General features: G+C 66.5%; 13 protein-coding genes. 3 read left to right on the plus strand and 10 right to left on the minus strand.

The window, feature by feature from the left end; translation table 11 throughout:
• The first annotated feature begins 87 nt into the window (after positions 1 to 87).
• Together rlmB and D1Y84_RS09965 are read left to right on the plus strand one after the other, a co-directional pair.
• The gene (gene rlmB / locus D1Y84_RS09960) at positions 88 to 888 is read left to right on the plus strand and encodes a 23S rRNA (guanosine(2251)-2'-O)-methyltransferase RlmB (RefSeq protein WP_124848369.1); all 801 of its coding nucleotides are present in this window, start codon (positions 88 to 90) and stop codon (positions 886 to 888) included.
• A 17-nt stretch (positions 889 to 905) separates the two neighbouring features.
• Entirely contained in the window at positions 906 to 3,050 is a 2,145-nt protein-coding gene (locus D1Y84_RS09965) for a hypothetical protein (RefSeq protein WP_124848370.1), read from the plus strand.
• Here D1Y84_RS09965 and D1Y84_RS09970 read toward each other — a convergent pair.
• The 7 genes from D1Y84_RS09970 to D1Y84_RS10000 form a co-directional block, all read right to left on the minus strand.
• The gene (locus tag D1Y84_RS09970; protein WP_124848371.1) at positions 3,040 to 5,754 is read right to left on the minus strand and encodes an AsmA family protein; all 2,715 of its coding nucleotides are present in this window, start codon (positions 5,752 to 5,754) and stop codon (positions 3,040 to 3,042) included. The two genes, D1Y84_RS09965 and D1Y84_RS09970, sit on opposite strands and share 11 nt — an antisense overlap.
• A gap of 58 nt (positions 5,755 to 5,812) precedes the next feature.
• Entirely contained in the window at positions 5,813 to 6,595 is a 783-nt protein-coding gene (gene lepB, locus D1Y84_RS09975; RefSeq protein WP_124848372.1) for a signal peptidase I, read from the minus strand.
• Positions 6,596 to 6,654: 59 nt separating this feature from the next.
• Positions 6,655 to 7,551 (minus strand): signal peptidase I, encoded by an 897-nt coding sequence (gene lepB / locus D1Y84_RS09980; protein ID WP_124848373.1) that lies wholly within the window; start codon positions 7,549 to 7,551, stop codon positions 6,655 to 6,657.
• Positions 7,548 to 8,396: a ribonuclease III gene (gene rnc, locus D1Y84_RS09985; protein ID WP_124850049.1), complete on the minus strand. Its 849-nt coding sequence runs from the start codon at positions 8,394 to 8,396 to the stop codon at positions 7,548 to 7,550. The genes lepB (D1Y84_RS09980) and rnc overlap by 4 nt, the downstream gene beginning before the upstream one ends.
• A gap of 283 nt (positions 8,397 to 8,679) precedes the next feature.
• Complete coding sequence (locus D1Y84_RS09990) at positions 8,680 to 10,374, minus strand: lipopolysaccharide assembly protein LapB (protein ID WP_124848374.1); 1,695 nt, start codon at positions 10,372 to 10,374, stop codon at positions 8,680 to 8,682.
• Positions 10,375 to 10,427: 53 nt separating this feature from the next.
• Complete coding sequence (locus D1Y84_RS09995) at positions 10,428 to 10,841, minus strand: hypothetical protein (RefSeq protein WP_124848375.1); 414 nt, start codon at positions 10,839 to 10,841, stop codon at positions 10,428 to 10,430.
• 168 nt (positions 10,842 to 11,009) lie between these two features.
• Entirely contained in the window at positions 11,010 to 11,462 is a 453-nt protein-coding gene (locus D1Y84_RS10000; protein ID WP_124848376.1) for a DUF1569 domain-containing protein, read from the minus strand.
• A gap of 108 nt (positions 11,463 to 11,570) precedes the next feature.
• Between D1Y84_RS10000 and D1Y84_RS10005 the strand changes: the two genes are divergently transcribed.
• Positions 11,571 to 12,212, plus strand: coding sequence for an FKBP-type peptidyl-prolyl cis-trans isomerase (locus tag D1Y84_RS10005; protein WP_233581320.1), 642 nt, complete (start codon positions 11,571 to 11,573; stop codon positions 12,210 to 12,212).
• A gap of 17 nt (positions 12,213 to 12,229) precedes the next feature.
• Here D1Y84_RS10005 and D1Y84_RS10010 read toward each other — a convergent pair whose 3' ends face one another.
• The 3 genes from D1Y84_RS10010 to D1Y84_RS10020 form a co-directional block, all read right to left on the minus strand.
• Positions 12,230 to 12,916: a zf-HC2 domain-containing protein gene (locus D1Y84_RS10010; protein ID WP_124848377.1), complete on the minus strand. Its 687-nt coding sequence runs from the start codon at positions 12,914 to 12,916 to the stop codon at positions 12,230 to 12,232.
• Positions 12,913 to 13,617 carry a sigma-70 family RNA polymerase sigma factor gene (locus D1Y84_RS10015; RefSeq protein ID WP_233581321.1) on the minus strand — a complete coding sequence of 235 codons (705 nt, stop codon included), beginning with the start codon at positions 13,615 to 13,617 and terminating at the stop codon, positions 12,913 to 12,915. Before D1Y84_RS10015 ends, D1Y84_RS10010 begins: the two co-directional genes overlap by 4 nt.
• 204 nt (positions 13,618 to 13,821) lie before the next feature.
• Positions 13,822 to 14,469 carry a hypothetical protein gene (locus D1Y84_RS10020; protein WP_124848379.1) on the minus strand — a complete coding sequence of 216 codons (648 nt, stop codon included), beginning with the start codon at positions 14,467 to 14,469 and terminating at the stop codon, positions 13,822 to 13,824.
• Positions 14,470 to 14,575: the final 106 nt, after the last annotated feature.

Raw genomic sequence — 14,575 nt, forward strand, 5'->3', positions numbered from 1 at the left:
CCGCGTGGAGGGTGTGGCCATTTTCATCAGTAAGGCGGCGGGACTGGCAGACGGCATCCCGGCAGGCAGACCGATACACTGGAATCAATGGATATCTTGTACGGTTTGCACCCGGTGGAAGAGGCGGTGCGTGCCGGCTCCCGCACGTTTGACCATGTGTGCCTTGCGCGGGACCGCGCCGACGCCAAGCTGGAACGCATCGCCGCGCTTTGCCGCGAGCGCGGCATCCGCCTGCGCATGGAACCGCGGGACCACCTTACCGAGCTCGCCAACACCGCGGCTCACCAGGGCGTTGTGGCCGTGGTGCGGGCCAAGGCGCTGGTGGACCTTGAAGACCTCCTGGTGCCACAGGCGGGAAAGACTCCCCTGCTGCTGGCCCTGGACGGGGTGGAGGATCCGCAGAACCTCGGCGCGCTGCTGCGCACGGCCAATGGAGCCGGGGTCGATGGCGTGGTCGCGACCGAGCGCCGCGCCGCGCCCCTGAGCGGCGTGGCCGCCAAGGCATCTGCCGGTGCGGCAGAGCACGTCCGGATGGCGCGCGTCGTGAACATGACCCGCGCGCTCGAGCAGATCAAGGCTGCCAATATCTGGGTGATCGGCCTGGATGAGCGCGGCGAGCAAACCTACGACCAGTTCGACTTCACCACACCCTGTGCGCTGGTGCTGGGCAGGGAAGGGGCCGGCCTGCACGAGCTGGTAAAGCGCACCTGCGACCACCTGCTGCGGATCCCCATGGCCGGCGCCATTGCGTCCTTGAATGTATCGGTAGCGGGCGCCGTGGTGCTGTTTGAAGCAGCCCGGCAACGTCGCAACGCGGCTCTGGCGCTGGGGCAGCCAGCCGAGGCTCCTGCCAAGCCAAAGAAAACGAAGGGTATGGGATCATTCTGAAGCAGCAGCAGCGGCGTTTGCCGGTTGTTCTTCGTACCACGGGCCCCGGGCGATGGCGGCGCACGCAGCGGCAGGCCCTGGCCTTCTGGTTGGTGCTTGCAGGGAGCGCTATCGCGATCCCGGTCTGGGCCGAGCCTGTCCAGCAAACGGCGACGCCTGCCGCGGCCGCTGCGCCAACCGATCCATCCCCGAAGCCCGCGCAGCCACAGTCGGCACCCGCTGCCGGCCCGGAGCAGGAGGCTGCGCCCCATGGCAAGGTGCTCTTTTCCCGTTCCGCGGCCGCTGCTGCCTCGACGGCAACAGTAGGTGCCAACGAAATGGCTCCGGCTGCGCTAGCCAGCGCCATCACGGACGCGCAGCGCAGCGCGCCGGTGTTCACCCGCTACGACTTCGCACTGCACCTGCAACCCTCCATGGCTTCGCTCGAGGCGGAGGTGCGCCTGTGGGTGCGCAACGACGGCGCGGTGCCGCTTGGAACCCTGCCGCTGCAGCTCAGCTCGACCCTCCACTTTGAGCACGTGCGCCTCGACGCCACCCCGCTTCGCTTCGCCGTCCATACTCTGGATACGGATGCGGATCACACCGGCTCCCTCAACGAGGCGGCGGTGTTGTTGCCGCAGCCGCTTGCCCCCGGGGCGTCCATCTCGCTGGTGGTGGATTACGGCGGAGCCATCCCGCAGAACACCGGGCGCCTGGATCGCCTGGGTGCGCCGGCAGCGATTGCCGCCAACACCGACTGGGACCGCGTCGGCGAGGGCTTTACGGCCCTGCGGGGCTTTGGCGACACCGTCTGGTATCCGGTCGCTTCCGTACCGGTTCGCCTGGGCGAGGGCAATCGTCTCTTCCGCGAGATCGGTCGGCAACGGGCGATCAATCACTCTGCCGTGGTCAGCATGGCGATCACCACCGAGTTCAGTGGCGACATGCCCAATGTGGCCCTGCTCGATGGCCACTCTGTGCCGGCCATCACCCTGGTTGCGCCCCCGTCGGAAGGCTTCCCGGGCATCGCCACGGTGCAGCTGCCACCCACCCCGCTCGGTTTCGACGCGGTCTCCCTGGTTCTGGCGACCCGCGCCCTGGCGGTGCAAAGCCCCACCCTGGGCGTAGGGGCGCTGCCATCCAACGTCGACAAGGCCGCCAATTACCAGGCGGGCGTTGCCCTGCTGGAGCCGCTCTTCACCGAGTGGCTTGGCGCAAAACCCGTGTCGCCCCTTACTTTGATTGATCTGCCTTCCGCCTCGGCGCTGCCGGCGCAGCAGGGCGACGGGCTGCTGCTGCCGCTTAAAGCCGGCGAGCCGCCGCAGCTTGCCGGGTCTCTCAGCGGAGCGTTAGGGCATGCCTGGTTCCACTCGCCGCAGGCATGGCTGGCCGAGGGCGTTCCAGGGCTCATGCGTGTTCTCTGGACCGAGCGGACCGAGGGTCGCGACAAGGCGCTGCAACAACTGGGCGGGCAGCGGGATGCTCTTGCCCTGGCAGAGCCCGCGACCCCGGGCAGCTTCGGCGGCGAGCCACTGCCTGCCGCCCAGGACGCCGTGTTCTTCCGTACCAAGGCAACCTACGTGCTCTGGATGTTGCGCTCGATCGTGGGCGACGCGGCACTCGCCCAGGCATTGGAGCAGTACCGGCCCTCGGCCGACACTACCCCTGACTACTTCCAGAAGCTGGTCGAGACGGCAGTGCGGGAGCAGGCCGGGCCCAATGTGCCCTACGCTGGCGGCCAGTCCGCATCCGCGGTGACTTCTGCCGGCGCGCAGGCAGGCACACGGGTTGGAGCGCAGGATACCGCCAGCACCCCTGCGGATTCCGCCGGCAACGCGGCCGCCAGCCTGGACCCGCGCGACCTGGGGTGGTTCTTCCGGAACTGGGTGCTGGAGGATCCGGGCCTGCCCGACCTCGCCATCAGCAACGTGTTCTCCAGCAAAACAGGAGCCGGCGACCAGTGGCTCGTGGCAGTCGAGATCAGCAACACCGGCTATGCGGAGGCTGCAGTACCCGTGGTGGTGCACTCGCCGTCCACCAGTGTTTCCGTGATGGTGCGGGTTCCGGCGCGAGGCTCGCTGTCCCGTCGCATCCTGCTGCTGGGCGAGCCCACCGAGGTCGATGTGAACGATGGCACGGTGCCCGAGATCGAGGCCAGCGCCCACCAGCGCATCATCCAGTAAATCTTCGAGCGCGTTCCGGGGTGGTGTCGGAGGGCGTTCTGCACCGCGCGCTAGGGCCCGGCGGGTGGTGTCGCTTCGGGCGCTGCCAGGGTCCCGGTGATGGAGAGCGGTTTCGCCCCCGCTGCCGGGTGGCTCGACGCCAGCGAAAGCCGCAGCGCCCGGTCCCAGCCGATGCTGCCCGTAAGGGCAGAGCCGTCCGGAAGCAGCCCCCGGTGGACGACGATGCCGTCGTCACCAAGCTGGCCTGTTGCGTCCCAGCTGCTGAAATGCGTGACCTGCAGGGGAAGCGTGCCAGCCGCCGCAGCTGCCCCTCCGCCCGCGAGGCCCCCTGTACCCACGACGCCTGGAACTGCCCATCCATGTGGCTGGTGAGATCCGCTGCCTGGGTGCCGGTGGTCGTGAACTCTGCGTTGCCGCTCAGCGTTCCAGGGCCCCAGTTCTCATGCCAGAGTGCTGCCACGCCCCGGGCGTCCGCACCAGTCAACCGGGCGCGCACAGTGTAGTGCGGCGTATTGCCGTGCCAGTCAAGGCTTCCGTCCAGGTGCAGGTGGCCACCCACGGTCTGGCCGTCCAGGCTGCTGATGGTCACGCGCGGGCCGCCAGGCAGCTGGCCGGTCTCAGCCTGCTGCTCCTCGGAGCCGGTCGCCTCTGGGTGACGCAGCCCGGTGGCCGGCGCCACCGTTGAGAGCACGAGCGACGCGTCGCGCACCGGGAGCCGTCCCAAGCCAAGCGTCGCAGCATGGATCGAGCCGCTTACCGCCGGCAGGCGGATGCGCGCGGCGTCGACCCGCTGCAGCAGTTCCGCGAACAGCGGCTGGTTGCTTGGGTTCAGGTCCGAGGCGAGCATGGCCACGTCCACCGCGGGGGTGTTGAGCTGGAACTGTGCTGGGCACACGCTGGACGGGTCACAGCGAAGCGGCACCTCCACGCTGCCACTGAAATGGATCGCCGCAGACGAGGGGCCGAGCACTGCGGGACCGATTGTCCAGCGCACTGTGCCCGGTAGAAACAGGGCATCCACTGAAGACAACTGGGTAGCGGCAGGCAGCCACGCCGGCGCATACAGTACGTTCTGCAGGTGCAGCGTGCCGGTCGTGCCGGCCGGGGCTGAAGGGACCGCCCCATCTGTGTCCGTCGCCAGCCACGGAGCGGTCGCACTGAGGCCCACCGTGGCGACTGGAGCGGGCTCCCGCACACCCGGCACCGGCAGCAACTGCGGCAGCGCCGCCAGGTGCATCGCGGCGGTCGCTGCCTGCAACGCAGGCAGCGTGGCCGCTCCATTAGCGTGAACGGCAAAGCCGTCCCTCGAGAGTTCCGCGGAAAGCGAAAGCGGCTGTGCCGCAACACCCAGGGAGACAGGCGCGGCGCTCACCAGCAGGGAAGGTGCCTGCGTAGGCGCGGCGCGCAGGGCAACATCCCGGATCACCAGGGGTGCGCCACCAGGTGCCGCTTCCGCGATGCTGAGCGCCGGAACCGCCATCATGCCGGTGAGTTGATGCGCCAGCAGCGCGTACTGAAACGAACCGTCGACCGCGCCCGAAAAGCGTTGTGCGCGCGGCGCGTTCGGCAGCAGCAGGCCAAGGGCCTGCGCCAGGAAGCTTGCCGGCACATGCTGGGCGCTTAGTGTGAGCGCACCACGACCCGGCTGTGTTCCCGCAGCAGCTGTTTGAGCCGTTGGTGCTGTTGGGGTCGCATCGTCTGCAGCCTGTTCGGCTGCCTGGTGCGTGAGCAGCAGCGCGCCCTCGCCCAGCGGCCACCGACACGTCCAGCCATCCACGGCAATGTCGCTGTTGTGGCTGCCCTGGCAGGTTGCGTCCACGGTGAACGGCTGCACCGGCGTAAAGTCCTGCTGGTGCAGGTTGCTGATCAGCAGGTGCGAGCGCACGATGAGGTGGTCAATCTCGCCCTGGAACTTCGCCGTGGCGTCGATGTCGCCGCGCCAGCCGGCATCTCGGCCCAGCAGCAGGCGGGAGAGCTGCCCCAGCGGCGCATGGCTCCACTCGGCTGAGAGTTCAAGCGGCATGCGCCCGAACGCGGAGGCACGGTGCACCTCGCCGCTCACCTCGAGCAGCCCGGTATCGGCAAGGGAAAGGTCCAGGTCCGTGCGCACCGGCTGCGCTTCCAGCTTGATCTGCCAGGCAGTCGGTTCGGCCAGCCACATGGAGAAGTTGGCGTTCAGCAGCGAGTAGGGGCGCTTTTCCGAGCCCTGCTTGAAGTTGATGCGTGTGCCTGTTGCTTCAATAAACGGGAAGCGCGGGGCGGCGCTGCTGTGCGCCTGCGCCGTGGGCGCGTTGGCGATCTGCGAGGCCTGCAGCAGCACCGACGAGATGTTCCAGCGGCCATTGTCCAGGCGCACCAGATTTACGCTGGCATCGGCCAGCTCCACGCGGGACAGCTCGAACCGACCGCGCCAGAGCGACGCCAGGCGCGGCTCTACCAACACGGACGGAGCGCGCAGGGAGGGCTCGGCGCCAAAGGCCGGGTCTTCCGCAACCACCAGGTTGTCCAGGGAAAAAGCAGGCCACGGCAGCAGGCGCAGCGAGATCGCATCCATGCTCACCGGGCGGCCGATGGAGCGGCTGATCGCGCCGGCGATGCGGTGCTGGAACCGGCCCAGGTTGATCAGCGGCGGAATGGTTGCAAGCAGCAGAAGCAGGATGCAGACCAGCAGCAACACCGTCTCGCGGCCGCGGCCCCGCTTCATGGCAGGCGTAGCTTGCGGCGGGTGCTGTGCCTGCGTGGCCGGGGGTAGTGCCGGCACGCTACTGTACCCGGTGGAACGTGCGGCTCCAGCGGGTCTGGTCGAAGAAGTGCAGCACGATGTGTTCGAGCCATGCCACCTGGTCGCCCGCGCCGGTCTTGTCGCCCTGGCTCTCGTCCGTCATAAAGGACCAGTAAACAAACAGGGGGCGGCCCAGAATGTTGGCGCGTGGCACAAAACCCCAATAGCGGCTATCGAGCGAGTTGGGCCGGTTGTCGCCCATGCAGAAGTAGTCGTCTGCGGGCACCACGAGATCTTCACCCTGGATATGGGTGGGCAGCTCGGCCGACCAGCTCGCGGTGATGCCGTAGCCATCCGGGGGCGCGATCGCCGGAAAGTCATCCCGGTACGGCGAGTAGATCTGGTCGTTGGTTTTCTGCGTCTGCGGTTCTTTCTGCGCCTTGCCATTGAGGTAGACGACCCCATTGCGCAGGTGCAGGTGGTCGCCCGGGATACCGACGACGCGCTTTACCAGGAACAGGTCGGGCTCGCCGGGCTTCCAGAACACCACGATGTCGCCTCGCTGCACATTGCGGTAGTGCACGAACGGCGCATACGCGGCGCGCGGCGCCAGCGTGACGCGGTCCACCAGCACGTGGTCCCCGATCAGCAGCGTCTTGAGCATCGAACCGGAGGGGATTACGAAGTTCTGGAAGACGAAGGTGAGAACGAACAGGCCAAACACGAGCACACCGCAGATCGACGCGATGAACTCCAGCGTTGTTTCCTCGGTATGTACGCTGGTAGGGGGTGTTTGCTGCTGTTCTTCGACCGTCGTTGCCATGGCGTGGAGTCTGTCCTTCTTTGTTGCGGCAGCTGCTCTTGCCGGTGCTGTGGAGATGCCTAGCGAACGATCCGGAACATGCGGTCCCAGCGGGCGAAACCCACCACGCTGTTGACGGGATCGTTCCCGAGTTTATCATCCGGCAGCGAAGGCATATCGGTGGCCGAAGGCTCACGCAGGGAGAAGTAAATCACAAAGGGGCGGCCCAGGATCGCCGAGCGCGGCACGAATCCCCAGTAGCGGCTGTCACGACTGTGGTTGCGGTTATCGCCCATAACAAAGTAGCTGTCGCCCGGGACCACCACGTCGCCATTCTGCAGCCGCGCACGCATGCTTATCCACCAGTGGGTGTCGACGCCAGGGTCGGTGTAGGTGCCGGTCGGGAAGTTATCGCGGTAGTTGTCGCGGTATGCCGACTCAAACACCGCGTAAGGCTCGCGCAGGGGCTGTTCATTGAGATACACCACGCCCTGCTGCAGGTGCAGGCGATCGCCCGGCATCGCGATGATGCGCTTCACCACGTAATCCTCGGGATCGAGCGGAAAGCGAAACACCACTACATCGCCACGCTCGGGCGCACGGTAAGGCAGCAGCCAGTTGAATGGACTCGCCGGTGCGAACCTCTGCTTGTTCACCAGCAGGAAGTCGCCAACCAGCAGTGTCCGCTCCATCGACTCGGAAGGGATGCGAAACGGCTGCACCACAAAGGTCAGCAGAAACAGTGCCACCACGATCATCGACAGCAGCGAACGCAGGGTGTCCGTAATGGAAGGCAACGGGAAATGTTCGGCGTGCGCTCCGGGGTGCGTTGCGGCTATGGGGGCGGCGGCCGGTGCTTGCTGCAGGTGCGCCTCAACGGGAGCGGGAAACCGGGGTGGTTCCGCCGGCGCGTCCACTCCGGGCAGGTTCTCAGCGCGCTGCTCCCTTGCGCTGCCGGAAGGCAGGGGACTGCTCATACCGGTCCACCAGATGCTTCAAGCCGTACCGCCCGGGCTGGGTTCTCGTCGTCGGTCCGCTCGGCCTCGCTTTCCTCCGAGGCGTTGGGGGCTGGCTCGCCGCCCAATTTGCGAAAGGCCCGCCGTGCGGCTTCCTGCTCTGCTTTTTTCTTGGTGCTGCCGCTTCCCTGGGCCAGGGCTCGGCCGCCGTCCGGGTCGCTGGGCGCGGTGCGAACCTCGACCAGGAAGCGCTTGCGGTGGTCCGGCCCGGTCTCCGCATGGAGTTGGTACTCCGGCTGCCCGGAGCCGCGCGCCTGCAGAAATTCCTGCAGTGCGGACTTGTAGTCCCCGATCGCGTGGTTGCTTTTCAGCTTCTGGAACAACGTGTCCGCCAGCGGCCCTACGATATGCCGCTCCACAAATCCGGCAGCCACCGGCAGTTCGCCGCTGTCCAGGTAGAGCGCCGCAGTGATGGCTTCGACACAGTTTGCCAGCAGCACCGCCTTGGTGCGACCGCCGTTGCGCTCCTCGCTGCGCCCCATGCGCAGCCATTGGCCAAGCTGGAGCGTCTCGCCCACTTCGCCCAGGTGTTTGCGGCTTACCAGCGCGGCCCGCATGCGCGTCAACTCGCCCTCCCGGAGACTCGGGAAGCGCTTGAACAGGATCTCGGCTACCAGCATGCCCACGATGGCGTCGCCAAGAAACTCGAGCCGCTCATTGTCGGTGGGCGCGGTGCCGGCGCCTGCCCGGGGGGCGGCTGGGCCGTTGGTTTGCAGTTCGTGGCGGAGGGAACTGTGCGTCAGGGCCTGCTCCAGCAGTGCGCCCTGGGTGAAGGCATAGCCAAGCTGCGCCTCCAGCCTGTTCACAGCGGGGCGAGCCGAGGAGCGGCTGCGAGCACTTGTGGTGTGTTCCGGCAAGGCTCCCTGTCCCGCGATTGCCCAGAGTCTGCAACAGTCGCGTGTTTGAACGGGACCGGCGCACGGGGCATTGCCCGCGCTTCCAGCCCTCTCTTTACTGTAGAGGATGACGCCGCACCCCCGGGCCGCTGCCTGCGTTCAGGAAGACAATGGTCACCAGCGTTCAGGACCGCGCTTGCGGTGCAGGGTCACGTGCTGGCGGCAACCAGGCCAGGGCTGAGCTCACTCCGGCCTATTCCGGTTTGGACGGGCTGTCGCCGTCCGGAGTTGCCGTGTGGGGCAGCGCATAGGGCTGCGCAATCCCCTTCTGGGCAGCCTGCAGCGTGTCCTGCTGGCCGTCACGCACGGTCATCGCGGTCTTATACTCCGCCAGGGCATCCGGGCGCTGGTCCCGCACATCGGCGATGCGGCCCAGGTAAATGTGCGACCAGGCCAGCAGGTGCGGGTCCTGCGACAGCCGGATGGTCTCGCGGAAGTCGTTCGCTGCCGAGTCCATGTCGCCCTTGAGCAGCCAGGTCAGCGCCAGCAAGTAGTCGGCGCGGGCCGGGTCGGCCGTGTGGTCCTTGATCGCCTGCATTGCCAGCTTGCTGGCTGCCTCGGCATCGCCCGCCTTGAGCTGGGCTTCCGCGTGGTCCAGTCCGCGGTCGCTCACCGGCATGCGGATCACGTCGCCCGGTGCCTGCTCCACGAAGCTGATCTGCTTGGCGCGATGCACCTCCACGTCCACATCCATGCCGAAGACCATGGGACCGACCGCTTCCTTGAGGCCTTCCGGGTTGTGCTCCAGCGTGCCCAGCTCGTTGTAAAAGTACTGGGTAAGCACGAACCCTTCGCGCATGGATTTGGTCACCGCCGCCTGGCGCACCGCTTCCGCCTGCTGCAGCGACACATCGCGCTGGTGCTGCAGCCTTGGCACGTCGGCACGGGCAGCATCCGCGGGGATCACGAACAGCGTGACGCCGGTGTCCATGGTGCGCGCCTCGATCCCGCGGATCATGCATTCGATCACGAGTGACACGATGTCGGCGCGGTACTGGTACTCGAGCGGCGCTTCGCGCACCGTCTTGAGCAGTGGCAGCAGGCGATCCATGGAACTGGCGCGTGCATACAGCAGCGGCTCCACGTCGTAGTGCAGGTAGGTGTGGCGCACGTCATGCAGATTGATCGTGCCATTTACCGGCGACGCCACCACCACGTAATCCGTTCCGTAAACACGCGCGTTGGTCTGCCCGGGGTCAAGCATCGGCTCCAGCACCACCAGGAAACGCGAACCGGTGTAAGTGCTGGTCGGCAGCTTGAGGTAGATATTGGCGTCCAGGATCATGTGTGTCAGCGGGTCGTGCAGTCTGGTGACCTCCGCCTCGTACTCCGGGTGAAAGCGCAGCCAGATCAAATGGAGCTGCACCTGCTCAGCAAATTGGCGCAAAATTGGCAGCATCTCCACGACCTGGGTCGCATCGGGCGGCATATCCGCCAGCTCCACGGAAGGCGAAAGCTCGGGCGGCGGCGTGAGATACAACGCCAGCGAGACATACTGGGCCAGATCGCGGGAGCCCTCGTACAGGCGGTGCCCGTTGATAAAGGAACACAGCTTGTCGCGGGTATCGCGTGCCTCGGCGGACTGCCGCGCCGCTTGGTTGACCGCATCTCGCACCCGCTGCCGGATCGGGTCTGACTGGGCGAGGCCCGCGTCATAACCGCAGGCATTCAGCGCGACTGCGACATCAAACAGAGCCTCGCTCGACTCGAGCGACACGGCAGGTCCTGTCGGGTCCACCAGCGCAGGCGGCTTGGGCGTGCGTTGCGCCTGCTGCGCCTTGCCATCGCTTACAGTTTTTGGCGCCTGCGCCGTAAGGGCCAGTGGCAAGCACAGGATCAGCGTGAGGCAGGTGGTGCGAAGGGCGTCGAAAGCTCGAAGAGATGGCATGATTTGGGTGGCCGAAGCCTAGGCCCAAGTCTATGCAGGCTGGCAACAAGGGGTCAAACGGCGCGGCCCACGGGCACCATCAGGCAGAAGAAGAGAAATGCGCCGCTCACGCAGAGCGAGGCGAGCCGCATGCGGACCTGGTCCAGGTAGTCCGCATCCGGGCCGCCGACCCGGATGCGCTTGCCGAGCGATCGATACAGCCCGATGGCATGAAATGCCCCAATAAGCCCGAACCAGTCGAAGAGCAGTAGCCACGGCAGCCTGGGCGCCCCGGCCAGCACGAGCGCTGCGGAAAGGGAGTCCGCACGATGGTGGGCGTGCAGCAGGATCCGGAGCGCAAACGCCCAGGGAAGAATTCCGGACCAGCCCGAGAGAAGCAGGGCCAACCCGAGCATGATCCGTGAGTGCCCCTCGGTCCTGCCCTGGTAAGGACCAAGAGCATTGAATGCGTCGTTTGCAGCCGCCATGGGGAATGCTCCACCAGGAAAGAACGTTGCGCCGAACACAGCGTAAGCTCCACGCGGAGAGAGCACAACCAGAACCGCAGCCGGCACCTGCGCGTGCGCGCCGTACGTCCAGGATTGAACCAACTATTAGGTTATCAGGAAGCCGACCGACATCTCCTGGCCTGTCGTTCAGCGCCCGAATTGCCTGAGGTGATGATCCGTGTGGAGGTATCCCCACCGCATCCAGTCCACCGGGGACATGGGCCCGAAGAAGGAGTGATCCACGCGGCGCTGTTCCGGCTGGCAGAAGCGTCGCATCTCCAACAGAACCTCGGCCCGGTCGCTCTCAAACGGACCCGCCTGCATCACGGCTGTGCCGCGTTTGAGTGCCGGCACCGTTGCGAAGTTCCTGCGCCAGGGTATCTCTGTCCATAACGCCGCGAACTTCAGCACGGCCCGCGGCATGGGTACTTCGACTGGCGCCGCCTCGATCTCTCCCATGGCGACCCGAAAGGCCCCGCGCAGATGGCAGAGCATCTCCGCCGCGTTCATCACACCCCACAGGGCCGGGTCATCCGCAACCACCAAGTGCAGTCGTTGCACGATCTCAGCCAGGTCCGCCGGGTTCGCCAGGGTTCGCATGTCGATGCAACAAATAGCACGTTCCGCGCCCGGCACACGAGCTCTTCTCCGGCATCGCAACGAGCCGGCAGGAACTGGTTAGTATGGACGGCAGGAGAACGCCTGTTGATGATGCGCGTACATGGCACCACTGCTGTTCTGCTCGCTGGCCTCGCGCTGGCCTGCCTTGCGCCCGCGGTCCCGGCCCAGACAACCACGGCCCAGACTTCCAAAACCCCGTCCGCCACTTCCGTGCACCACCCCCGCGCAAAAACCACGGCTGCCAGACCCGCGGCGAAACCCTGCCCGCCCGCGCTGCCCGATCCCGTCACACCCGCCGGGCTTGCTCCCGCGACCGGTCCGGTCCAGACGGCATTTGCGCTGCGCTATGTGGACACCACGATCGGCACGGGCGCACTGGTGGTCGCGGGCGAACCTCTCACCGTCCACTACACGGGCTGGCTTGCGTCGGATGGCACCAAGTTTGACTCGTCGCTCGATCGCGGCACGCCCATCACCTTCCAGCAGGGGGCACATCGCGTCATTCCAGGCTGGGACCAGGGCTTCACCGGTATGCGGGTCGGCGGCAAACGCCGCCTGTTTATCCCGTACCAGTTGGCGTATGGAGACATGGGACATCCACCGGCGATCCCGGAGAAGAGCGACCTGATCTTCGACATCGAGCTGGTGGCGGCCGGTGACTCGCCTGAGCCTCCGCAGCCGCCTGCGCCGGCAACCCCGCCTAATCCGGCTGGTTCGCCAAATCGCTGAACAGCGAACTTACAGCGTTAGCCAGGGACCGAGACGCCCGCCAGCGACAGGATCACCGACCCGCGCACGGGCTCCCCGAAGACGTGCGCGGGCACAAACACGCTCCACATCATCTCGTTCGCCAGCGCGGACTGCGACCGCTTGTCTTCTACGCCGGAGAGAACGCGATAGTCGTACACGCGCCCGGCGGCATCCACAAAAACCCGTACCACCACCGAACCGTCTAGGGTCCCGAGCGGGTTAGAGCCGTCGGGTAGGGACGCATACAAGAGCCGCGGCGGCGAAGCCATGCCGATCGGTTCATCGCGGGCCGCGGCGGGTTCGGGCGCAGCCAGGGTGCCGACCAGCAGAAGCAGTGCACCCAGCATGAGCACCGCGCTCGCCAGGCCGGCCGACGCCTGCACGGCCAGCGGGGCGAAGCTGTTGCGCCAGGTCATGCGGAGCTTCGCCAGCATGGCGCGCGGGGTGCGCGCCTGTTGCTGCGAGATAGCGACGCGAAGCTGCAAAGCCAGCATGGACGGCGGCTTGGCTGGACCCAGGGTGCCCAGCACGTCCACCGTGGCGCGCCACTCCGCAAAGCTGTGCGTGCAGGGGGCGCAGTGCCGGAGGTGCTCCTCCATGTCGGCCATGGCAACGCCGGAAAGGGTGCCATCCAGGTAGCTTGAAAACTGTTCTTCGACTTCAGTGCAGAGCAGGATGGTCATTGGCCGCCTCCCTTCGCGACTCTGCCAGATGCCAGGCTTTTGCCCGTACCACGCGCGCTGCCTACCGAGGCGGCAGGGCGGCGTGCGTTCATAAATGGCGCGAGCCGCACCTTGAGGTGCGCACGTCCCCGCATCAGGCGCGACTTCACGGTGCCGAGCTGGACGTCCAGAATTTCCGCAATCTCTTCGTAGGAGAAGCCTTCAATGTCGCGCAGGACCACCGCGGTCCGAAAGGCCGCAGGGATCTCGCGCAGCTCAATCTCCACCCGCTCCCGCAGTTCGGCCTGGGCGGCGGCGTCAAACGGTGAGTCCCCGCCGCATGCCAGCGTTTCCAGCAGCGACAATCCTTCGCCGTCTTCGGAGGCGCACTCGCAGTCGAGCGGAACCTCGCGCTCGCAGTGGCGTCGCCACCAGCGGCGCTGGTTCGAGACTTCGTGGATGGCAATGCGATAGATCCAGGTGCGCAGGCTGGAGTCGCCGTGGAAGCCGCGGACCCCGCGGTAGACCTTGATGAAGATCTCCTGCACGAGGTCGGGTGCGTCCGACGGGTTGCGCATGGTGCGGGCAACCAGGCTGTAGATAGGTTGGTGATACTGCGCGATCAGCGAAGCAAACGCTTCCTCAGAGCCGGCCTTCAGCTCCATGAGGATGGAGGCTTCTTCAGGACGAACTCCCCCAATCGCACTCGCTAGATTGCCCAAAGCCGCTCCTGCGTGCACGCCGTTGCCTCCACCTTAGCAGGCGCCTGCGTGACCGAACAGTCCCGGCGGAGCGGAATCTGGGTCGTTGCCGCGAAATGCCTGCTTTCAGGGCAGACACCGGTACGGCTTGCACGGTTCCTGGAAAAATCTTCCCGCTGCCGCCTACGGTCACGCCGCCAGGAACCAGGGCAACCCCCGACTGGCCTACTGCGCTGGGGGCGTGGTCGGTTTTGGCGCGGCCGGCTTCGGCTTCACTGCTTTTTTCTTGTGGGTGGCCGTTGCCGTGGTCTTGTCGCCGTCGGTCACCATGGTGGGTGCTACCGCTGCTCGGGGCGCACTTACCGCCGCCTGGGCCCGCAGCTGCGCGGTGGTGCTGGCCAACTGCTGCTCCTGAGCCACCGCTGCACCCTGCAACAGGTCGCCAAAGTTTCTGCGCGCGTCTTCGAGCGTGCTCAGCGCGGTGTGGAGCCGGTCCGTGTCGGTGTCGGGTGCGGACAGGTCCGCGGTCTCCACCACGCGCAGCAGCACATCGTACAGCGCGTCCACATTGCGGAACACGGGCAGGTTCTGCGACACCACGCCGGGGGCGGCATCCGCCGTGGCCAGCAGCCCGGGCAGCGTGCCGTCCAGGTCGCGGGTGATGGACGCGATGTTGCTGTTGGCCTCTTCGCGCACCCCGCCGGGCGCTTTCCACTTGTCGAGATGCACTGCGGCGAGGCTCTGGCGCAGGGTGCCGAGCGCCGGGGACAGCATGCTGGAAGCGGTTGCAGCGGGCGTCGCCACCTGGGCGGAGAGCAGCGCAGGGGAGACGCAAAGAGCGGGAACGAGGGCGATCAAGAGGAAGCTGCGCATGGTTTGTCCGTGTTCAGCATACGTTTTTGCGACGTTTGCTGTGCTGGCACTGCCTTGTGCGGCGAGAACCGGGGCATGCGCGTTGCTTCGCATGCCACTCGCTTTC

This window comes from Acidipila sp. EB88 (assembly GCF_003858395.1).
Classification (GTDB): domain Bacteria; phylum Acidobacteriota; class Terriglobia; order Terriglobales; family Acidobacteriaceae; genus EB88.